The organism is Pseudanabaena sp. PCC 6802 (genome assembly GCF_000332175.1).
Taxonomy (GTDB): Bacteria; Cyanobacteriota; Cyanobacteriia; order Pseudanabaenales; family Pseudanabaenaceae; genus PCC-6802.
Window position 1 is genome coordinate 4510483 of sequence record NZ_KB235914.1, and the last position, 21055, is coordinate 4531537.

13 protein-coding genes are annotated in these 21055 nt (G+C 49.5%); 6 read left to right on the forward strand and 7 right to left on the reverse strand.

The features are described 5' to 3' along the window. Positions 1 to 175: 175 nt before the first annotated feature. The gene (locus tag PSE6802_RS30500; protein ID WP_019503110.1) at positions 176 to 1699 is read right to left on the reverse strand and encodes an NB-ARC domain-containing protein; all 1524 of its coding nucleotides are present in this window, start codon (positions 1697 to 1699) and stop codon (positions 176 to 178) included. Positions 1700 to 2054: 355 nt separating this feature from the next. On the opposite strand from PSE6802_RS30500, the gene PSE6802_RS0126860 reads away from it, so the two are divergent. The 3 genes from PSE6802_RS0126860 (at position 2055) to PSE6802_RS31570 (ending at position 5571) form a co-directional block, all read left to right on the forward strand. Beyond that, entirely contained in the window at positions 2055 to 2951 is an 897-nt protein-coding gene (locus PSE6802_RS0126860; RefSeq protein ID WP_019503111.1) for a hypothetical protein, read from the forward strand. 322 nt (positions 2952 to 3273) lie between these two features. Then, the gene (locus PSE6802_RS0126865; RefSeq protein WP_019503112.1) at positions 3274 to 3603 is read left to right on the forward strand and encodes a hypothetical protein; all 330 of its coding nucleotides are present in this window, start codon (positions 3274 to 3276) and stop codon (positions 3601 to 3603) included. Positions 3604 to 3972: 369 nt separating this feature from the next. Beyond that, a complete protein-coding gene (locus PSE6802_RS31570; RefSeq protein WP_019503113.1) occupies positions 3973 to 5571 on the forward strand; it encodes an alkaline phosphatase family protein in 1599 nt (532 codons plus the stop codon). 94 nt (positions 5572 to 5665) lie between these two features. Here PSE6802_RS31570 and PSE6802_RS0126875 read toward each other — a convergent pair whose 3' ends face one another. Together PSE6802_RS0126875 and PSE6802_RS0126880 are read right to left on the reverse strand one after the other, a co-directional pair. Beyond that, the gene (locus PSE6802_RS0126875) at positions 5666 to 6319 is read right to left on the reverse strand and encodes a Maf family protein (protein ID WP_019503114.1); all 654 of its coding nucleotides are present in this window, start codon (positions 6317 to 6319) and stop codon (positions 5666 to 5668) included. Positions 6320 to 6339: 20 nt separating this feature from the next. After that, complete coding sequence (locus tag PSE6802_RS0126880; protein WP_202950732.1) at positions 6340 to 7380, reverse strand: META domain-containing protein; 1041 nt, start codon at positions 7378 to 7380, stop codon at positions 6340 to 6342. 338 nt (positions 7381 to 7718) lie between these two features. Between PSE6802_RS0126880 and PSE6802_RS0126885 the strand changes: the two genes are divergently transcribed. Continuing rightward, positions 7719 to 8477 carry an ABC transporter ATP-binding protein gene (locus PSE6802_RS0126885; RefSeq protein WP_019503116.1) on the forward strand — a complete coding sequence of 253 codons (759 nt, stop codon included), beginning with the start codon at positions 7719 to 7721 and terminating at the stop codon, positions 8475 to 8477. Positions 8478 to 8953: 476 nt separating this feature from the next. Beyond that, a complete protein-coding gene (locus PSE6802_RS0126890) occupies positions 8954 to 10588 on the forward strand; it encodes an NAD(P)H-quinone oxidoreductase subunit 4 (RefSeq protein ID WP_019503117.1) in 1635 nt (544 codons plus the stop codon). On the opposite strand, the gene PSE6802_RS0126895 is transcribed toward PSE6802_RS0126890, so the two are convergent. Continuing rightward, entirely contained in the window at positions 10571 to 11548 is a 978-nt protein-coding gene (locus PSE6802_RS0126895; RefSeq protein WP_019503118.1) for a carbohydrate kinase family protein, read from the reverse strand. The two genes, PSE6802_RS0126890 and PSE6802_RS0126895, sit on opposite strands and share 18 nt — an antisense overlap. A gap of 23 nt (positions 11549 to 11571) precedes the next feature. Further along, entirely contained in the window at positions 11572 to 14628 is a 3057-nt protein-coding gene (locus PSE6802_RS34380; RefSeq protein WP_019503119.1) for a hypothetical protein, read from the reverse strand. Positions 14629 to 14750: 122 nt separating this feature from the next. Between PSE6802_RS34380 and PSE6802_RS0126905 the strand changes: the two genes are divergently transcribed. After that, positions 14751 to 15512 carry a DUF561 domain-containing protein gene (locus PSE6802_RS0126905; protein ID WP_156815668.1) on the forward strand — a complete coding sequence of 254 codons (762 nt, stop codon included), beginning with the start codon at positions 14751 to 14753 and terminating at the stop codon, positions 15510 to 15512. A gap of 75 nt (positions 15513 to 15587) precedes the next feature. On the opposite strand, the gene PSE6802_RS0126910 is transcribed toward PSE6802_RS0126905, so the two are convergent. Together PSE6802_RS0126910 and PSE6802_RS34175 are read right to left on the reverse strand one after the other, a co-directional pair. After that, complete coding sequence (locus tag PSE6802_RS0126910) at positions 15588 to 17051, reverse strand: DEAD/DEAH box helicase (protein WP_019503121.1); 1464 nt, start codon at positions 17049 to 17051, stop codon at positions 15588 to 15590. Positions 17052 to 17406: 355 nt separating this feature from the next. After that, a partial coding sequence (locus tag PSE6802_RS34175) for a beta strand repeat-containing protein (RefSeq protein ID WP_019503122.1) occupies positions 17407 to 21055 on the reverse strand: 3649 nt, incomplete at its 5' end.

Genomic DNA, 21055 nt, shown 5'->3' on the forward strand with positions numbered 1-21055 from the left:
AACCACTCTCTCCAGCATATCCGGTTGTTCCCAAAAAACACACTACTAACTTTGCCAAGGGAAAGCCACAGCCCACTTTTTGATTGCTGTGCTGCGGATAGACCGCCTGGTTGGCAGGCGTATCACTCATTAGCACCGTTGTGCCATCGTAGGCTATTGCCCAGATCCATCGGCTTCAACCGCCTGGGGTACCATAATCGAGATAGGATAGGGGTCGGTCTGTATTGCTGCGATTGTCCGTTGGCAATTCGAGATAATGCGATCGCAACACCTGAGATTTACCGACTTCCACTTTCATGGCTGCATAGCTTTGCAAGGTGCGGAACAAAGCACAGGAGAGCGAGTTTTTTCCACTTTCACAACCCGGATGACAATCTTCCGAATCTCCTCCTTCCTGGCAGAATTGCGCGATGAGTTTTTCCGTCATGTATTCCATCACGACGAGTTGCTGGTGGAAGTCCGCACCGTGTTTGTCAATCAGCGATCGCTGCCGCAAAGAAGATAGAGCTTCTAATAATTCGTGTTTGGGGATGGTTACTGACAGGTCGTTCCAAAGATCTGTATAGGAACCCGAGCCTTGATGCGTTGCCAGCCAGTACATGATTTGGATTTCCAAATCCGTCAGGCGATCGATCTGGCCCTCTAATAGACGATAAATCCCTTGGAAAACCGCCGTACCTTGCTTGAGAAATTCGGCAATGCGACCTTCAAATAGATCTTGAATTATGGTGGCTACCATCTTCAGTTCTAAAGGGTTGCCCATGTACCATTTGACTAACCGATCGGTCGCCCTGGTAGAGCCGGTCAAGCCTTTGGCATGCAGGATTTGTACGGCATCGTCATGGCTTAGTCCCGCAAGCCTGAAGGCACGGACTGGCAATGTCTCTCCAGCGAGATTGGCAACCTCCCCTGGTTCCTCGCGACTGGTAAGGACGATGCAACTCTGGTGCGAAACCTCACCTAACTGCCGGAGCAACTCCCCATATCCCTGGTAGCCCTCGCGATAGGCTCCCACGAGTTGACCGCTTTGCAAAATTGCCTCAAAGCTGTCGAGCACGACCAGGCAGCGATGTTTTTGCAGATATCGCAAGAGGCATGCAACCAATTGTCGATCGCTATCCGGCAAATCGATATCCTGAAGATCGGCGATCGCGATCCCCTCTATTAACTCGCGCAGGGATGGGGCATGATGCAGACTGCGCCAGATCGTATACTCGAACTCTCTCTGGACTTGGCGGGCGAGTTTGACGGATAACCCCGTTTTGCCAATGCCACCCATACCGAGGATGGCCACCAAACAGCAGCGATCGCGAACGATCCACTTTTCTAGGGTAGCCAGCTCGTCGGTGCGCCCGAAGAACACCGAGATGTTGGCAGCCTCGCCCCAATCCTGGTTGGACTTTTGCAAGGCATTCCTGTTAATCCGAACGATTGTTTCTGGATCTCCCTGCCAATCGTAGCGACTCAAAACCAACTGGACATTCTTTTTAGTAACTTTCTCACCAAAAGCTTCTGAAAGTAATCGCCACAACTGAGATCCAACTTGTTTGATGTAATCGCAATCGTAGCCGCTTTCAGATGCGATTTCCTCATAGGTAATCCCTTCCCACGACTTGCAGAATACCGATTCCTGAATTGGAGTAAGGTGTTGACTGCACAGGATTGTATCCAGTAATGTCAGTGCCTCATCGACAGTCATAGAACAGTAATTGTCTCCTCGGATTGGCCTATAGTTTAGCTTACCTCAGAATTACAGCCTATTTGAGCAAAACTTTTGAGCAAAACTAACGATCGTTGAGCTTACTTTTCTAACCTTTGCAGCCTAAAAACAATTACCTTACTATCTTCACTTTCATACCCAATTTGGACAAAATTTCTCAACTTATTTCTTCCAATTCTTACTGACAGGTTTGAGTGATTTTTCTAGACTAAAGATATCCGTCTAGGAGAAATAGAAATGAAGTGATGGTGTATTCAAATCCTTGCCTTAAATAGGCACGAACCATCGCTTGATTAATGCAAGTAACGTACTTTCTAGTGGGAGGTAAGCACAAATGTCGATTACTAACTTTATGGGTAAGCTGGATCAAAGCGATGTTGATTTTCCTGCTCCAGGGGGAGGAGGCATAACTCATCGTGAAGATGTTCGTCTTTCAGGGTTCCTAGTCGGTCAAACAATTACTCTTGACCTAATTAAAACCTCAGGAGACATCTACGATCCTTATCTTCAGCTTCTCGACGACAATGGAAATATCCTTGACTTTAGCGATGACGGTGGAGGGGCTCCTAACGCTCAGATTACTTTTGTAGTGCAGCCTGGTATAAACTACACAGCACGTGTTACGAGCTTTGGAATTGCTCCGATTACCTCCGAGTTCCGCTTGCAAGTTACTGCTCCAGGAGACACAGGGGTGACTTTCAATGCAGGTGCAGGCGGTGGAGGTGGGGATGTGCAGCCACCAATTATTCCAATCGATGGAACACCAGGTAATGATGTACTCATCAATCACGTGCCAGTTGGTATGAATATAAATAGCTTCATGACACCTGCAGCTATCAACGGCTATGCTGGCAGTGACTTTTTGGCTGGTGCAGGAGGCAACGATCGCTTAGACGCTAATAATGGCATAACCAGCAATAGTTTCGATCAGATGGTTGGTTTTGGCGGGCAGGATACGTTTATCCTCAGCAGCTATTACGGACAACAGTTTGGTGAAGGCTTCGCTGTTATTTGGGACTTTACACCAGGAGTAGACACAATTCAAGTCTCGTCTGGCAACTACTACTTCAACTACGGTAAACAGTCCTGGACGAATCCAGATCCTGGTTGGGGGTTGACTCCAGAACCGACAGACACGATTCTTTCGAGGGGACTTCCAGGTGGAGGAGCTGAGATGGTTGCAGTTATTGCTGGCCGACACATCGATGCGTCTAACCTTACCTTTGTATAACTGCGATCTGCGATGCCAAATATTGAACGTGTGTGGTAGATAGAGGAGGCATTGGTAGTCTATATCATCGAGGCTAAAAATAGCGGAAGAGGAAGTATGTGGCAATGATTTGTAAATGATATAGCGGTTTTCAGATGAAAACGAGAAGGGGTTTGGGGGCGTTGCCCCCAAGAAGGGGTTCTACCCCTTCACCCCGTCAATAAAACCTGTTCTCAATTGAAAAACGCTATAGCTAATGATAAGGGCAGTATAGCTGGCAGCTAAATAGTCACGTAAACTCTTTTCACTAGCTTGTAGAGATGTATGAAAACAGGAGGAAATTATGGGGAGAGTTCTTGCTATAGCGGTTGCTACTGTTGCAGCAGTTCTAGTTTTAGGAACTGCAAAACCAGTGGAAGCACAGTGGCAATATAGGGATAGATATGGAGATCGAGTCTGCAGCAACTATCATGAAATTAGACGCGGTGGAGGAAGCCGTCACGAAATAATTCACTGCATTCGAGAAATCTACTGGGATCATTTGGGGCGTTATCCAGACGAGGAAGGCGTACGACATTATATGAGAAAATATTACCGTGAAGGATGGTCGATGCGGCAAATCCACAATGATATTGCATTCAGTTGGGAAGCTAGGAATCGGTGGAGGAACTAGCAAGCATTCTGAGGAACAAATCTCCTTGATGGAAGGCAAATCACGCTCATTCTCCCGCTTTTCTTACTTTTATTACTGAAGAATGACTTCTTATCTTACTTTTTTACCGTTTGTCTTAATACAATTAGGATCGTGACAAAAATAACTTAAACAATTTCTGAAACACGCTGTCTGCCTACAAGTCTTACAAGGTTTTGGCAGTGAAGTTTGAATCTGTAACGATCCTTAGTTGCCTTTCCCAGTCTTTTCTTACTGCTAATTCTCAGTTGTGGATCTATACAACAGATCGTCGGAGTGGGGGATGGCATGTCTCAAATTTATGCTTTAGCTCACTTTTTGCGCTGATTCCCTCACTTCAGGAGGTGAAATATGAGCAGCACTAATACCATTACCGCTCCTAAGCAAAAGTGCGATCGCATCATTCTAATCGGCTGGGATGGAGCGCAACGCGGACACGTGCAGGAAGCTTTAGCGCGGGGCGATCTGCCAAACCTCAGTCAGTTAATCTCAGAAGGGACTCTGGTCGCGATCGATATCAATGGCAAGACAGATACCAATGCTGGATGGTCCCAAATCCTGACTGGCTACTCACCGGAGATAACTGGGGAGTATAGCAACATTCGCTATCAAGCAATTCCAAAGGGATACACGATCTTCGAGCGGCTAGAGGAATTCTTTGGATTCGATAACATTGCGACAGTTGCGGCGATCGGAGGAGGTTCCCTTGTGGGTGCCGATCCGCCTACAAAAGTTCCCTTCCAAGGAACCGAGAAGCAGAAAGAGGAACTCATTCAAAGAGGCGTGCAAATTATAGTTGAGAATGGTATTGAGTATCGCCTTTTGCCAGCTAGGGCTTTCTATCATGCCAAAGATATTATGGATTTATTCGTCAACGGTCTAACGATAAATAGCCAGGTCGGCACACAGGCATTGGAGGCAATTGACAAATACAAGAACGAGCCGTTCTTTTTCTTCTTTCATTTCTACGAGAGCGATCTTCAAGGGCACACCTTTGGCGAAAACTCTCATGAGTACAACGATGCTCTCATCTCTGCCGATTCCTGGCTCGGCAAGATCGTAACCAGACTACGAGAGCTGAATCTATACGACAACACGCTGATTTACGTAACCGCCGATCACGGCTTTGACGAAGGGAATAGAAGCCACATCGATGCACCTTACGTTTTTCTTGCAACAAATGACAAGGGAGTAATTCGGAACGGCGAACGCGCAGATATTGCGCCTACCATCCTCGATCGCTTTGGTGTCGATCTCTGCAACCTCGATCCACCACTCAGCGGATATTCGTTACTTACAGAAACTTCAATCCCTGTTAATCTTTTCAATTTGACAAGCGATTCCGATCGCTACACGTTCTATCCAGGGCAATTTACGGGCGATTTGGTCTGCGGTTTAGCTGGTAACGATACGATCTACGGCTCAATGGATGCGGAAAATATTAATGGGAATCAGGGGAATGACTTAATTAGCGGTAACGGCGGCAACGATACGCTCTGGGGCGGACAGGGGAACGATACGATTTATGGCAACGACGGTTCCGATAAAATCAATGGGGACAAAGGTGGCGATCTCTTATTGGGCGGTAGAGGCGAAGAAGATACCCTCTGGGGCGGACAGGGAAACGATACGTTAGTGGGTGACTTTAGTCGCGATTACCTCATAGGGGGAGGCGGGAACGATCTTTTTATTCTCAGAACTGACATGGCAGTGGCTAACGCCGATCTGTGTAATGTCATCGCCGATTTTGGTAGTGGTATGGATACAATCGGTCTTACCGGAGGCATCACCGCAGCCGATATTTCCCTAATTACTGCGGGTGGCAGTTTACCCTTTGAGAATGCTGATACCCTAATCAGATTGGTGCCAGAAGGTGATTTCTTGGGTTTAGTTAGAAGTACAACCCCGGCAGAACTCGTCGGTCACTTCACCACCTTGCAGGGTTATTAACAGATGGCTAACAATTCTCGATCCGGCAAAACAAATGCGACTGCGAGTATTTCCATATCAGCGACAAATTCACTACGTTGACATATCGTAGGTGTCACTGGTTCGAGTCCAGTTGTGTCCGTTCAAGAATTGCTTTGCGTCCCGGACTAAAGGAGATCGCATAACCCATCTCGTCGAGCATGTGCCGTAGTACAGGCAGGCTTAGCCCCAATACATTTGTGTGACAGCCCTCTATTTTTTCGATGAGCAATCCGCCTAAGCCTTCCAAGGTAAAACACCCAGCACAATGCAATGGTTCGCCACTGTTAACGTAGCTCGCAATTTCAGCATCTGTGGCATTGGCAAAGTGTACGGTCGTGGCGGCAACTCGGACGATCGATCGCCATGTTTGCATTTCAATCAGGCAATGTCCGGTAAATAACGTGCCGTAGTAGCCGCGCATCTTTTGCCACATCGCGATCGCTGGTTCGGGATAGATTGGTTTGCCGTAGATTTCGCCATCTACGCACATGACGGAGTCGCATCCCACAATCAGTGCGTTTTGCCCCAAGAACTGCTGGGCAACAACCTCAGCCTTACCCTTTGCCAAGGCTTGTACTAGAGCAGATGGCTCTTCGACCTGAATTTGTGCCTCGTCAAAATCACTGACCCTTACAATTGGTTCAAAACCAGCGTTTTGAAGGAGCGATCGCCGTGCTGGCGAAGCGGAAGCTAGCACGAACAGAGGGGAAGAGGTAGAGTTTGGCATGGTCAGTTTTCAGGAGAAATCTATTTGCTCTTAAAATTGCTCTTAAAAACTAAAGCTAACCGATCGCTCGCGTACAATCGCAGAGTATCTGCTTGAGTTTCAAATCGGGTTATCGATTCGAGCGATCGCAAAAATTCAGTTTCATCTTGCTGAGCTTCTCTACCAACACAGGCTCGTCGCGTGCTGATGACTTGGGAAAGCTTTAATGTCTCGCCCGAACTTGTAAAGCGCCCGGCAAAGCGGTTGCAGCCACTGTCACCTGCAAAGCGCTGTTCCTTCGCATTGAATTCAATATAGAGATAGTTCTTGACTTGCCGTTCGCCTATGGTGGTAAGTACCCAACGCTTATTAAACAGAGTCGTTACATCGTTAGAAGTTACGGGTTTTTGCTCGCTAGTTTGAGCGTTATCTCGACAGTTGAGGCTAGTTGCCACTTCTGTCATTGTAAGGTCGGGAACTTCGTCATTGCGGATGGTATAACTAGCAGAGCTAGTCTTTGAGGGACAGCAGAGGGCATCGGTAGCGCTGTATCGCACAAATTCCGCACTAATTCTTTTGGCATCGAGCAGTCGGGCTTCGATCAACGCGCCGTCCGTACGCGAATCCATCAGCACAGGTGAGAGCGTCCCAGCATATCTGCCTTCTACATAAATAAAAGCCTGATAGCCCACTGGCCTGCACATGCCATCAAAACCAGATGCTGCCATTACGAGTTGGGTAATACCGTAGTGCTGTGATGCCCCGAATAATTTCCAACCGCGTCTGGCTAGAGCTTTTTCTGCTGGGCTGTCTGGCTCGCGTACCGATTCGCGACACCGCTCCAGATTGGTGGCAGGTGCGGGATCGGGTAGGCGAGGAAATCCTGATGGTTGTTTGTTCCAGTTAGTAGGGGGGCGATCCAACCAGGAACCACCTGGGTTAGTTGGCTGGGCGATCGCCGATGCATTAGGTAGCGCTGTTATCAATCCCAAAACTAGCGCCAGAAACAGATTGCTTTTCTTTTCTACCGCAGTTATCCCAGTCCTGGCAAAAAATTCCCCCATTCTTAAAATTGCATTCATTAGATTGAATTTGTTCGACAAAGTTTAAGCTATCATGTTTGATGAGTTTAAGTAAAGCATTGTTCCCGTTAGGAAGTATTTTTAGGCTTTTATTTATGTTATATCCGATCCTTATTGAGACATCTCTTCAAATTGGATATTAATAAATAATCCATTCTTAATTCTCAAAAAATGGGATGCTTTTAGCGGTGTTGGCTGCAGTCGGCTACTATTTTTGATGGGGGGCTATTCCCAAAAGTTCCATCCATAATTAACTAAGGATGCGTTACAGCACAGATCTGCTTGTATACCTTATACTTTTTATGTTGTCACATCCTTATTAAAACTGACAGAAAACTATGACGGACGCTCTGGAAGTTAAATCGATCGCGCGCCGCTTTGGTGGATTGGTAGCTGTCAATGATGTTTCCTTTAGCGTCCAAACTGGTGAGATATTCGGTCTAATTGGCCCCAATGGTGCGGGTAAAACTACTCTGTTTAACTTGATTACGGGGTTGATTTTGCCGAGTAGTGGCAAGTTAATTTTCAATCGACGCGACATTACAAACCTCCGCCCCCACGGGATTGCGGCTCTGGGGATCGCCCGCACTTTTCAGAATATTCGCCTGTTCGGCGATCTTACATTACAGGAGAATGTCGCGATCGCTCACCACATTCAAACCAGATCTGGCGTATTTAGCGGCGTATTTGGCATTCATCCATCTCGTTCTGAAGAAAAAATGATTCGGACTAGATCCCTAGAACTGCTGGATTTAGTTGGTTTGGCACAAAAAAAGGAGCAGAAGGCACGCAATCTCTCCTATGGCGACCAGCGTCGCCTGGAGATTGCGCGGGCTTTGGCACTAAATCCTAAGATTTTACTGCTAGACGAACCCGCTGCTGGCATGAACCCTAATGAAAAAGCGCAACTCAGTCAATTTATTCGTCAAGTACACGAACAGTTTCAGTTAACTATTCTGCTGATCGAACATAACGTACCTCTGGTGATGGGACTGTGCGATCGCATTGCCGTTCTCCACTTTGGTCAACTCCTCGCTCTAGGCCAACCCGAAACCGTCAAAAACGATCCCGCCGTCATCGAAGCCTACCTCGGTTAACAAAATCCCCCTCTTAACCCGCCCGAGCTGGTTTCGTTTGTGTAGCCGCGATTTCAATCGCCGATCTATAGCCGTATGCAGATCTGTTAGGACAGGGGTGTGGGGGCTGCGCCCCCACGCAGGGGTTCTACCCCTGCACCCCGTCCTAAGCCTGTTGGCTATAGCTATATCTTTATTAAGCTTTGTAAAGTTAAATATCAGCCAAATGAGCGATCGCTTATCGGATAAACATGGGCAATATTACCTAGACGAAGCTAAATTAACCGCCGACATTATCAGGAATGATTGGTAAATCGCTGTTTCCTAATCGCAATGCGATCGCTCGCCGAGCGTATTAGAAAATACATCGATCTATCTCTATGAATATTTGTTAACAGGTATTCATATCTTCATGAATTTATGTGTCGAAATGTAGAGTTAATTTCACAAAAACTTCGTAGAATAGGAATTAGAGCAAATAAGTATTTATCCTCACCATGATTACTGCCGAATTTCCTTGGTTGACGGCGATCGCGCTGATACCACTCCTGGCCGCTCTGGCTATACCTGTAATCCCCGATAAAGATGGTAAAAACGTTCGGTGGTATGCATTGGGCGTTGGTTTCGCAGATTTAGTTTTAACGATCTATACCTTCTGGCAGCACTACGATTTACAGACCTCTTCCTTTCAGCTAGTCGAGAAATATGATTGGGTACCGCAAATTGGCCTGAGTTGGTCTCTGGCAGTTGATGGCTTATCCATGCCCTTAGTTATCCTGACTGGTTTAATCACTACACTTTCGATTTTTGCAGCCTGGGATGTCAAACAAAAGCCCAGGTTGTTTTATAGTCTCATGCTGGTGATGTACAGCGCTCAAATTGGTGTTTTTGCCGCGCAGGATATGCTGCTGTTCTTCCTGATGTGGGAGTTGGAGCTAGTCCCCGTTTACTTGCTGATTTCAATTTGGGGCGGGCCGAAAAGACAATATGCAGCGACAAAATTCATTCTCTACACCGCGATCGGTTCCATATTTATCTTGCTTGCTTCTCTAGCGATGGCATTCTATGGCGACAACGTCACGTTCGACATGACAGCGCTGGGAGCAAAGCACTATCCACTTCTTTTAGAATTATTTGCCTACGCTGGATTCCTGATCTCATTTGGCGTAAAGCTGCCGATCTTCCCCCTACATACCTGGTTGCCCGATGCCCACGGTGAAGCTTCAGCCCCTGTTTCAATGATTCTGGCTGGCGTGCTGCTGAAGATGGGTGGGTATGCTCTCATTCGCATGAACATTGAGATGTTACCCCACGCGCACATCTATTTCGCTCCGGTTTTAGCAATGTTGGGAGTAGTCAATATTGTCTACGGTGCCTTCACCGCTTTTGGGCAAACCAATATGAAGCGAAGATTGGCATACTCTTCAATTTCACACATGGGTTTTGTCCTGGTAGGTCTCGCAGCATTTACCGATCTGGGCATTAGCGGTGCTGTATTGCAAATGCTATCCCACGGTTTGATCGCAGCCAGTCTCTTTTTCCTCACTGGTATTACTTACGATCGCACCCATACTCTCATGATGGACGAGTTAGGTGGCTTAGCAAAGGTAATGCCTAAAACATTTGCCCTATTCACGGCGGGCGCGTTTGCCTCTCTGGCTTTACCTGGGATGAGCGGTTTCGTCGGAGAACTGAGTGTATTCCTGGGAATTGCAACCAGCGATATCTACAGTTCTAGCTTTAAAGTAGTGGTAATTGCGCTCTCGGCTGTTGGTCTGATTATTACGCCCATCTACTTGTTATCGATGCTGCGCCGAGTCTTCTACGGTGCGAGCGATGGATCGCAGTCAAACCTGCAAATCGAACCTAAGTTTTGGATCGATGCGAAGCCGCGTGAGGTCTTTATTGCTGCTTGCTTGATCGTACCGATTGTGGGTATCGGTCTATATCCTAAGTTGGCGACGCAAACCTACGATGCTACGACCGTAGCCGTGACATCAGAAGTTCGCAGCGCCTTTTCGATTGTGGCTCAAGAGAACCCACACCTCTACTCCCGTGGTTTCCATGCCCCCCAGTTCGCATCTCAATTTTCTGGGACTAAGCCCCAGCCCCTGTTAGGAACGCTGAAGTAGAAAGTCTCTCACCTCGGCATCAGTGGGTTGGGGGGCGATCGCGCCCAGTCCTGTAGTTGTAATCGCACCCACAGCCGAAGCATAGGTGATTATTTCTCTAACGAGAGCGGGATCGTCGAGATGAGAGAGGGGGTGATGGCAAAGCTGATGGACAAAGCCCGCTAAAAAGCTATCCCCTGCCCCGGTGGTATCTTGGGTAGCGACTGGGAAGGCAGGATGGCTGCCTTCGCGCTCTCCCAGGTAGAATTGGCAGCCCATCTCGCCATTGGTGACAATCACTCCTTCCAGATGATCGTGCAGGGCGGAGATGGCGACGGGGTTAGAGGTCTGGAATAACCACTCAGCTTCTTCGACTGATACCTTGAGATAGTCGACATGTGCCAATAAACTGAGAATCTGGCTGAGAGCCTGACTGGGATCGGGCCAAAACATTGGTCGCCAGTTGATATCTACCACAACACCCAGGTAATATTTCTCGGCTAACTGCAAGGCTCTTTCTACTGCTTTGGCCGCGATCGGACTAGCCAGGCAGAGCGTTCCAAGCACCAGAAAATCCGCTTCGATAAACAGATCTTCTGGCAGTCGATCTGCGTCCAGGAACATATCAGCAAAAGCTGTTTCAGCGCGATCGCTTTCATTGCTAGAGAACTTTGCAAACGTACGCTCGCCACTGTCCGATCTAGTCACGTAAACCTGGCGCGTGGGAGCCGTGGCATGAACCTGTACGCCAGAAGTATCGACACCCGTGCTTTGCAGTAATTGCACGAGGTGGTTTCCCACCGCATCCTGCCCAACACAACCAATAAAACCCGAACTGGTACCAAGTTTAGTCAAACCACAGGCAACATTGGCAGGTGCGCCGCCTGGGTAGGCATTCCAGGATTTTACTTGTTCAAAACTGCCAGTTTCAGTGGCAATTTGGTCTATGAGGATTTCCCCCAGACACAGTACATGTGGCATATCTATCTTCTATTTCAGGTTGTTCACAGAGAGTCAGGCACTGGGATCGCCCGTTCTGGGCTTGTTCCACTACTTTTTACATCGCTATCCGATCCGCTTTCGCGCAACTGATGTAGTCGCTCTTGCCAGGGTGTTAGTTTTTTCGGTGGGAGTTGTCTTGTGTTTTGGGGAGGCTGGGTGATGGAGGTTGGGGGTTGGGTGATGGGGGCAACTGGCTGTTTGGTTTCTGAAGTGGGCGGGATCGCTTTTGGAGCCTCCTTCTTCACTTCTACCTTTAGTCCCGCTTTGGGTGGAGTAGATGGTTCTACTGGTTGGAGAGTTGGTTTAGCAATGGGTGCAACTGGTACAGCCTTTGGCGATTCTACTTTTGGCGTTACTTTTTCTTTGACGCGATCGAACATACGCTGCCATGCGGGAGGTTCGGATTTCTCCTCAACTTTAGCTTTGGTCTGAGGGAGAGGGATCGTCGGTTGCAAAGCCGGACTGGGGGCTGGGCTAAAGGCTTTTGTCGGCTCTTGCTTTGATGGCTCCTTCTTCGCTTCTACCTTTAGTCCCGCTTTGGGTGGAGTAGATGGTTCTACTGGTTGGAGAGTTGGTTTAGCGATGGGTGCAACTGGTACAGCCTTTGGCGATTCTACTTTTGGCGTTACTTTTTCTTTGACGCGATCGAACATACGCTGCCATGCGGGTGGTTCGGATTTCTCCTCAACCCTGGCTTTTGGTTGAACGGGAGCAGATGGTTGCTCGATCTCGGGAATGGGGGCGATCGCCTTAGGAGCCTTAGTAGGAGCAGGAATTGGAGCTTTCAGAGACTCTGGCTTTGGAGCTTCCTTCTTGCTTTCTATCTTTGGCTCAACTCTCTTCACTTCCACCTTTGGCTCGATTTTGGGTAAAGCGGATGGTTTTACTGGTTCGAGCGTTGGTTTAGCGATAGGTGCAACTGGTGCGACCTTGGGCGATTCTGTTTTCGGCGTTACCTTTTCTTTAAAGCGATCGAACATCTTTTGCCATCCCGGTTGCTCTTTGCTGGAGGTTTGGGGTACGGGTACGGGTTGTTCGATCGCGGGCGCGATCGCCTTGGGCGCTTCAGCAGGTGAGGGACTGGGAGCTTTGGGAGGCTCTGGTTTTCGTGTCTCTTTTCGCACTTCCACCTTGGGTGCTGTTTTGGGTTGCGGTGCTAGCTTAGGCGCGGCGGGTGTAGCTGCTGGCTGTGGCGGCGCAGGCGGTTCTAACCTGGTTGCGGGAGTTGTTGGTGCAACTATGGGCGCTGTTTTCTCTATCTTCTCTACCTTTGGCGCTACAGCCTTTGGAGATTCCTGTTTGGGCGTTACTTTTTCTTTGAAGCGATCGAACATGCGCTGCCATGCGGGTGGTTCGGATTTCTCCTCAACCTTGGCTTTGGGTTGAGTGGGAGGAAGCATCGGTTTTGGAGGTAGATTCAGTACTGGACTAGAAGCTTTATCCAACTCTTGTATTGGGGCTTCCTTTTTCGCTTCTACCTTTGGTTCTGCTTTTGGTTTCGGAGCTTCTTGCTTTACTTCTACCTTTGGCTCGACTTTTGTTGGCAAAGTCTGCGGTGGAGTTTTGGGTAAAGTTGTCTGTGGAGATTCGACGATCGGCGCTGGTTTTGGTGGAGCAGATGGCTCTACCTGTTTAGTTGTGGGTGCGATTTTAGGGGCAACAATAGGCGCAGTTTTGGTAACTGGCTGGGGCGCGATTTTCTCTACTTTCTCCGCTTGTGGCGTTGCAGTTTTGGGAGGCTCCTGTTTGGGAGTTACTTTTTCCTTGAACTTGTTAAATATTCCCTGCCATCCCGACTGTTCGGATTTTTCACCTGCTTTTTGGGGGCTGGGTAGTTGGGGTTGGGCATTAGGGACTAGGGGTTGGGGTGCTACCTTTGGTGCTTCTGGTTTTGCGATCGGGACTGGGATGGGGACTATTGGCGGTTGGGTGACAGGGACTGGAGGTTGTGGTGCAACTTTGGGTTGTTCTTGCTTTGAGATCGGTGCTGGGGATGGGGTTGCTTCAGTGGGTTGGGCAGTGGGAGATGGTGATGGTGTGGGTTGAGCTGTTATTGGTGTAGCTTCTTGGGCGGGCGACTCCGCAGGCGATGGAGTGGGTGCTGGAGTGGGTGCAGCTACGTAATTTGGATCGACGATTTTGTCGATCGCGTCAATTTCTTCGCCGCGCATCAGGCGTGAAAGCGTATCTTGTCCGCCTGGTTGGTAGTCGATCAGGTGAACGGTGCTGTTGAATTGGTTGGCAATTAGATTGCCGTTGCGATCGAGGAATTCCAGCTTGACCCAGTTCTTACCCGGTTTGAAGCCCTTGAGATAGAGGGGTTGCCAGTTTTCCATCTCAAAGCTTTGTCCGTTAATCGTGGCGCGAATCTGCCAGTCGCTAATATCGCTATCTTCGAGGGCAGCGATGTGGAGCGGGGCATTTCTGAGATAAAAGTCCAGCAAAATCGGTTCTGCACCATAGGAGCCGACCGGACGGCTGTAGGTTAGCAGGGGTTGTTGGGGATTGGGCGTGTTTTCACCAGTTTTGGCATATACGTGAAATGTTGTTTGGGCATAGGCTCCTTCATTTTTGAAGCTTTCGTGCCAGGGGCGAGACACAAAGGCACGAATGGTATGGGTTCCAGGTGCGAGGCTGTCAAATGTTAGAGTTTGGGTTAGATCGTAGAGGGGCTGGTATTCTTGCCCATCGAGCGTAACATGGACGTGCGGCCCTAAGCCAAAGGTGCTGTTCTTGAATATGGGCAAGTCGGTAACGCTTAACTGTACCGTCACCTTTTTGTCCTGAATGATGGTATCGGGCTTAGGGCTAACGATGGTTAGCTGGGGTTCGTATTTGTCAAAGGCATTATTAAGCCGCTGGATTTCTAGGGGCGGAGAAACTTCGACGATGCTACCGGACTCAACCTTTTTGGCTTTGCTGACCGCAGCAGGACGATCGCCACCACAGGCGCTGAGACCGAACATCAGTACGATTGCCATTATCAGCGCGATCGGTCTTTGCCATCTGCTGGGAAATTTCCGATCCTGATTTGTTTTTTGTTTCGCGATCGCCCACATAGTAGTTTCTAAAATTTAGTTCAAAATTTTGCAATCTTACATACCGCAATATAGCGAAAAAAGGTTTCATGACCTATTAAAATATCGGGAATATTGCAAAAGCAGTCGCGCGAGAAAAGATTATGACCATAATGAATCGCTTGTCCAGTCAATTACAGAGTGCTTTCGACCGTCGTCAAGCTCTCAAAATTATTAGTGGTTTGCAAAACTTTAACTTTGAGTCGGTGGCAATGGTAGTACGCGCCGCCGAGTTAGGTGGGGCTACGTTTGTTGATATTGCGGCTGATGCGGGGCTAATTAACCTGGCGAAAACGATTACCAGCCTGCCTGTGTGCGTGTCGGCAGTGGAGCCAGCTAAACTGGCTGAAGCTGTAGCTAATGGCGCGGATCTGGTGGAAATTGGCAACTACGATAAGTTCTACGCGCAAGGTCGCGTTTTTACAGCCGATGAAGTACTCGAACTAACCCGAGCAACCAGAGCCTTGCTGCCCCATACTGCCCTATCTGTAACCGTACCCCATACGTTACCTTTAGATCGGCAGGTGATTTTAGCGGAGCAATTGGTAGCAGTGGGCGCTGACATCATCCAAACCGAAGGTGGCACTAGCAGCGCGCCTGCACATGCTGGCGTATTGGGCTTAATCGAGAAGGCTGCGCCTACGCTGGCGGCTGCCCATGCCATTAGCCGTGCTGTCTCAGTCCCCGTTCTATGCGCCTCTGGTTTATCCAGCGTTACCGCACCGATGGCGATCGCTGCCGGAGCGTCTGGCATTGGTGTTGGCACGGCTGTAAACCAACTCAATGACGAAATTGCCGCGATCGCGGTAGTTCGCAGCCTCCGAGAAGCTTTAACCAGCCAGGTGGCAGTTAGCAACTCCAAATAATTCACTAGGGCGCATTCTTCACACTGAAGAATACGCCCTAATTCTCGTCCCAGTTCTATATACCCTTAAGCTGGCTTATTTTTTCGGGCTGGACGATCCCGCCATTCTGCTACCCGTACGGGCAGGGCGATTGTCAAAGTTAGGACGGCGATCGCCGCTCTGACCGCGCTTGATCGGCTTGGGTACGTGACTGTGCGAGCGATCGGCTTGCTTAGATAAAACGTGCATCACGGCTTGCTCGGCTTTGTCAGATTGCACCTGGCTATAGGCTAGTTGCAGTGCTGCCGCCGCGATCGCCTGGGGATCGTAGTCCTCAGATAGTTGAGATACTAGAGGCAAGAATGATGCTAGACGCTCGCCGCTCAGTGCCTGGTGGATCTGCTCGGTAAATCGCGCGATCCGATTAGCTTGGATTTGACTAATTGAAGGTAACTGGACTGCTTCTAAGGATTGACCGATTTGTCTTTCCAAGTTGCGCAATTTGTAGCGTTCCCTGTAGTTAATCAGGGTAATGGCTCGACCATCGCGTCCGGCTCTACCCGTGCGACCGATACGATGCACGTAGCGCTCTAAGTCGTCTGGTAGCTCCAGGTTAATCACATGGCTGAGACCGTCAATATCTAAACCTCTAGCAGCAATATCTGTTGCTACTACCAGTTTTACTTGCTGATTGCGGAACCGACGCAAGAGAGATTCGCGTTGGATCTGCGATAAATTGCCGTGATATTCATCCACGCTATGACCGGCGCTTTGCAGCAATTCCGACAAACGGCTGGCCGAATCTTTAGTCCGGACAAAAATGATCGCAGAACTCGGTGCTTCTAGTTCCAAGATGGGCAACAAAGATTCCTCTTTAGTGAGGTGAGATGGGATCAAGTAAACCTGTTGCTCGATCTTATTTGGTGCGGTTACCTCTGGCTCGACCTTGATTGTAATTGGCGATCGCAGGTAGTTCTTGACCAGGCGCTTGATCTGGGGAGGCATGGTAGCTGAGAAAAATGCTGACTGGCGATCGGATGGCGTGGCGGCTAAAATCTTTTCCACATCTTGAATGAAGCCCATATTTAACATTTCGTCGGCTTCATCCAGGACAAACCACGATAAATTGTTGAGCTTGAGCTTGCCGCGCTCCATCAAATCGATAACGCGCCCTGGCGTACCGACTACCAAGTGAACGCCGCGCTCTAGCTGTGATATCTGGCGATCGATGGACTGCCCCCCATAAACCGTAAGTACTCTAGCTCCTGGTCTGAGGTTAAAAGTGCGGATAGCCTGGTTGACCTGAATTGCTAGTTCTCGCGTAGGGGTTAATATCAAAGCTTGCAGCGAATTTTTAGAAATATCCAGCTTTTCTAGAATGGGTAACGAAAATGCTGCGGTTTTACCCGTACCAGTTTGAGCTTGCCCCAATATGTCCTTACCTTCTAGAAAGTGAGGAATAGATTGGGACTGTATTTCTGTCGGCTGGGTAAACCCTAAGGACTCCAACACCTGAACTCGTGCTTCAGAAATACCAAGAGATGAAAAGGAAGAGGGCATGAACGCTCCTAACAAATTAGTGTACAAACAAGGATCTGCTGACTTCTGACTGTATACCTGGTGCTTAACACCTCAGGTTGAGCAGAGATTGCAGACACTGCTTTGCTTCCCAAGTCTCGCCTCAAGGCATTTTGAGTACGCAGCTTTAAACTTGTCCCGATAAGCAAAAGCAGATATTTACATAGTATAAACGAATGTTAACGAATGTAAACAAAATCTTGCAAATTATGTCTTAAGCATGATTTGCAACTCACTCGTTCAACGGAGTCGGCCAACAGATAGCGGCTGCGATCGAGCTTAACTCAACTACAGCCGCCAATCTAATCACCTCTAATTGTTAATTGTTCGAGCCGATTCAGACCGCAAATCTTCCGGGATCTATGTTTAGATCGTCTTTTGTACTAGAAAGAGCATCATCAACAAAGGTAGAAGAGAAGAGTCCTTGAGAGATAATACGCTCGGGCGATAGGTGTGACCGTCCCTCAGCCCGACCGATCCGGCGGTAGTGATCCCAGGCACTGCGCACTTGACCGTTTGCTACCGCGATCGCTACATCAGGATAGGTAGCTATATAGTATTCCGTATCAAATAGCGGACCTGGGTCGCGGTTTTGGTATTGACCTTCTTTAACAAAGTGCTCCAGTCCATCCTTGTAGGTACCAGCCTCCACTGCTGCCCTCACATCCGGGTTGTTTTGCAGGTAGAAGCCCTCGTCAAATACCTGCAAGCGAGGCTGACGGTTTTCGTACTGTCCGCGTCGCAGATAATGCTCCATCCCGCTTCTAAAGCGGCCATTCTCAATTTGTGCTGCTACATCAGGATTCAGTGTCAGGTAGTCTTTATCGTTGAAGACTAAACTACCAGTCAGACCCTGAGGTAGTCCTACTGCAAGGTAGTGCTGCCATAGGCTGCCAAATTGACCCGATCTGACTGCCTCTACAGCACTGGGATTGAAGCGTGCGTAGACATTCGGATCGAACAGAATACTCGCAGCTCTACTCTCAAACTGCCCGACTTCTAGGAAGTGCTCGAACGCATTCTTAAACGTGCCATTGGCAATCAGTGCTTTCACATCCGGGTTCTTGAATAGATACCACTGCGAATCAAACAGCGACAATCTGGGATCGCGATGCTCAAACTGTCCGTGTCTGATGAAGTGGTCGAAATAGCTGCTAAACTCTCCACGCGCGATCGCTGCCCCCACACCTGGATTGTAGTCGCGATAGACTTGTTCGTCGTAGAAGATGCTGGGATTGCGTCCTTCAAACTGCCCGACCCGCTCGAATTGATCGAGGGCGTTGGTAAATTCGCCACGGGCGATCGCTGCTGCTACATCAGGATTATTGGCTAGATAGTAGTTAGCATCAAAGTAATCTTCTAAACTATTGCGTCCAGTATTGGGGCGATTTTGCAGGATCTGATCCGCATTCAGGAAATCGAGGGTATCTAAACCTACAAAATTCTGTTCTTGTTGTGGCTGATTGTCATCAGTGCCACTACTGCTACCACCACTGCTACGCGGAGGGGTGCTAGGAGGATTAGGGTTAGTCCTAGGAGGCGGAACGACGGGGTCTCCACCTCCACCTCCGCCTCCAGAAGTAGATCCTACTGTTACGGTCACGGTAGCTGTATCAGATCCACCCCTACCATCGGAAATGACATAGGTGAATGAGTCCGTACCCGCGAACATGCTATCTGGTGTGTAGACAATGACATCATCAGTCGGAGAAGGCGTACCCATTGTATCGATGCTTGCCATTCCACTATTTGGTGAGCCTACTCCTACGATCGTGATGGTATCGCTATTGGGATCCATGTCATTGGAGAGCACCATAATGCTCACAGGAGTATCCATGCCAGTAGCTGCCATATCATTTACGGCATCGGGTGGCTGATTGACTGCGCTGCCCACTGTGACAGTTACTGTAGCGGTATCAAAACCGCCCATGCCATCGCTGATGACATAGGTAAACGAGTCGGTGCCGTTGAAGCTAGAGGTAGGTGTATATACCACTAAATCATCAGTAGGCGATGTTGTGCCCATCGTGTCGATAGAAGTGGTACCGTTCATACCAGGGTTGGTGGTCGTAATCGTCAGGGTATCGCCGTTGGGGTCGGTGTCATTACCAAGAACATTGATGCTGGCTGCCATGCCACTAGGAGTCGTAGCAGTGTCATTAATCGCATCCGGTGGGGCGTTACCCACAACGACAGTCACAGTAGCGGTATCTGAGCCACCCATCCCATCAGAAATGACATAGGTAAACGAGTCGGTGCCAGAAAAGCCGGTATTAGGAGTGTAGACGACCACATCATCGGTGGGCGATGCACTTCCCATCGTGTCGATGCTCGTCATCCCGTTCATACCATCGGTAGCATCAGCAATCGTCAGCGTGTCGCTATTGGGATCGGTGTCGTTACTTAGAACGTCGATACTAGTTGCCATACCACTAGCTGTGCTAGCAGTGTCACTAATCGCATCCGGTGGGGCATTACCCACAACGACAGTCACAGTAGCGGTATCTAAGCCACCCATACCATCAGAGATGACATAGGTAAACGAGTCGGTACCAGCAAAGCCGGTATTAGGAGTGTAGACGACTACATCATCAGTGGGAGAGAGACTACCCATCGTGTCGATGCTCGTCATCCCGTTCATACCATCGGTAGCATCAGCGATCGTCAGCGTGTCGCTATTGGGATCGGTGTCGTTACTCAGAACGTCGATACTAGTTGCCATACCACTAGCTGTGCTAGCAGTGTCATTAATCGCGTCCGGTGGGGCGTTACCCACAACGACAGTCACAGTGGCGGTATCTGAGCCACCCATCCCATCAGAGATCACATAGGTGAACGAGTCGGTACCGGCAAACCCGCTATTCGGTGTGTAGACCACCACGTCATCCGTGGGCGATGTGGTGCCGTTCGTGCTGATGCTCGTACTGCCGTTCGTGCCGGGTGTGGCCGTCGTCACGGTTAGCGGATCGCCGTTCGGGTCGCTGTCGTTGCCCAGTACCCCAATCGAGACCGGCGTGCCAGATGGGGTGGAGGTCGCGTCATTTACCGCATCGGGGATGCCGTTATTCACCACTACCGTTACCGTCGCCGTATCCAATCCGCCCATGCCATCGCTGATCGTGTACGTGAACGAGTCGGTACCGGCAAACCCGCTATTCGGTGTGTAGACCACCACGTCATCCGTGGGCGATGTGGTGCCGTTCGTGCTGATGCTCGTGCTGCCGTTCCCGCCTGCCGTTGCTGCCGTCACTGTCAGCGGATCGCCGTTGGGGTCGCTATCGTTACCCAGTACTCCTATCGAGACCGGCGTGCCAGATGGGGTGGAGGTCGCGTCATTTACCGCATCGGGGATGCCGTTATTCACCACTACCGTTACCGTCGCCGTATCCAATCCGCCCATGCCATCGGAGATCGTGTACGTGAACGAGTCGGTACCGGCAAACCCGCTATTCGGTGTGTAGACCACCACGTCATCCGTGGGCGATGTGGTGCCGTTCGTGCTGATGCTCGTGCTGCCGTTCGTGCCGGGGGTGGCCGTCGTCACGGTTAATGGATCGCCATTCGGGTCGCTATCGTTACCCAGTACTCCTATCGAGACGGGCGTACCAGATGGGGTGGAGGTCGTGTCATTTACCGCATCGGGGATGCCGTTATTCACCACTACCGTTACCGTTGCCGTATCCAATCCACCCATGCCATCACTGATCGTGTACGCGAACGAGTCGGTACCGGCAAACCCGCTATTCGGCGTGTAGACCACTACATCATCGGTTGGCGATGTGGTGCCGTTGGTGCTGATGCTGGTGCTGCCGTTCGTGCCGGGTGTGGCCGCCGTCACGGTTAACGGATCGCCGTTGGGGTCGCTATCGTTACCCAGTACTCCTATCGAGACGGGCGTACCAGATGGGGTGGAGGTCGTGTCATTTACTGCATCGGGGATGCCGTTATTCACCACTACCGTTACCGTCGCCGTATCCAATCCACCC

Excerpts from the sequence above, each read along its gene's own strand:
- PSE6802_RS30500 (WP_019503110.1), bottom strand. The coding sequence starts at position 1,699 with ATGACTGTCGATGAGGCACTGACATTACTGGATACAATCCTGTGCAGT.
- PSE6802_RS0126860 (WP_019503111.1), top strand. The coding sequence starts at position 2,055 with ATGTCGATTACTAACTTTATGGGTAAGCTGGATCAAAGCGATGTTGAT.
- PSE6802_RS0126865 (WP_019503112.1), top strand. The coding sequence starts at position 3,274 with ATGGGGAGAGTTCTTGCTATAGCGGTTGCTACTGTTGCAGCAGTTCTA.
- PSE6802_RS31570 (WP_019503113.1), top strand. The coding sequence starts at position 3,973 with ATGAGCAGCACTAATACCATTACCGCTCCTAAGCAAAAGTGCGATCGC.
- PSE6802_RS0126875 (WP_019503114.1), bottom strand. The coding sequence starts at position 6,319 with ATGCCAAACTCTACCTCTTCCCCTCTGTTCGTGCTAGCTTCCGCTTCG.
- PSE6802_RS0126880 (WP_202950732.1), bottom strand. The coding sequence starts at position 7,380 with ATGAATGCAATTTTAAGAATGGGGGAATTTTTTGCCAGGACTGGGATA.
- PSE6802_RS0126885 (WP_019503116.1), top strand. The coding sequence starts at position 7,719 with ATGACGGACGCTCTGGAAGTTAAATCGATCGCGCGCCGCTTTGGTGGA.
- PSE6802_RS0126890 (WP_019503117.1), top strand. The coding sequence starts at position 8,954 with ATGATTACTGCCGAATTTCCTTGGTTGACGGCGATCGCGCTGATACCA.
- PSE6802_RS0126895 (WP_019503118.1), bottom strand. The coding sequence starts at position 11,548 with ATGCCACATGTACTGTGTCTGGGGGAAATCCTCATAGACCAAATTGCC.
- PSE6802_RS34380 (WP_019503119.1), bottom strand. The coding sequence starts at position 14,628 with ATGTGGGCGATCGCGAAACAAAAAACAAATCAGGATCGGAAATTTCCC.
- PSE6802_RS0126905 (WP_156815668.1), top strand. The coding sequence starts at position 14,751 with ATGACCATAATGAATCGCTTGTCCAGTCAATTACAGAGTGCTTTCGAC.
- PSE6802_RS0126910 (WP_019503121.1), bottom strand. The coding sequence starts at position 17,051 with ATGCCCTCTTCCTTTTCATCTCTTGGTATTTCTGAAGCACGAGTTCAG.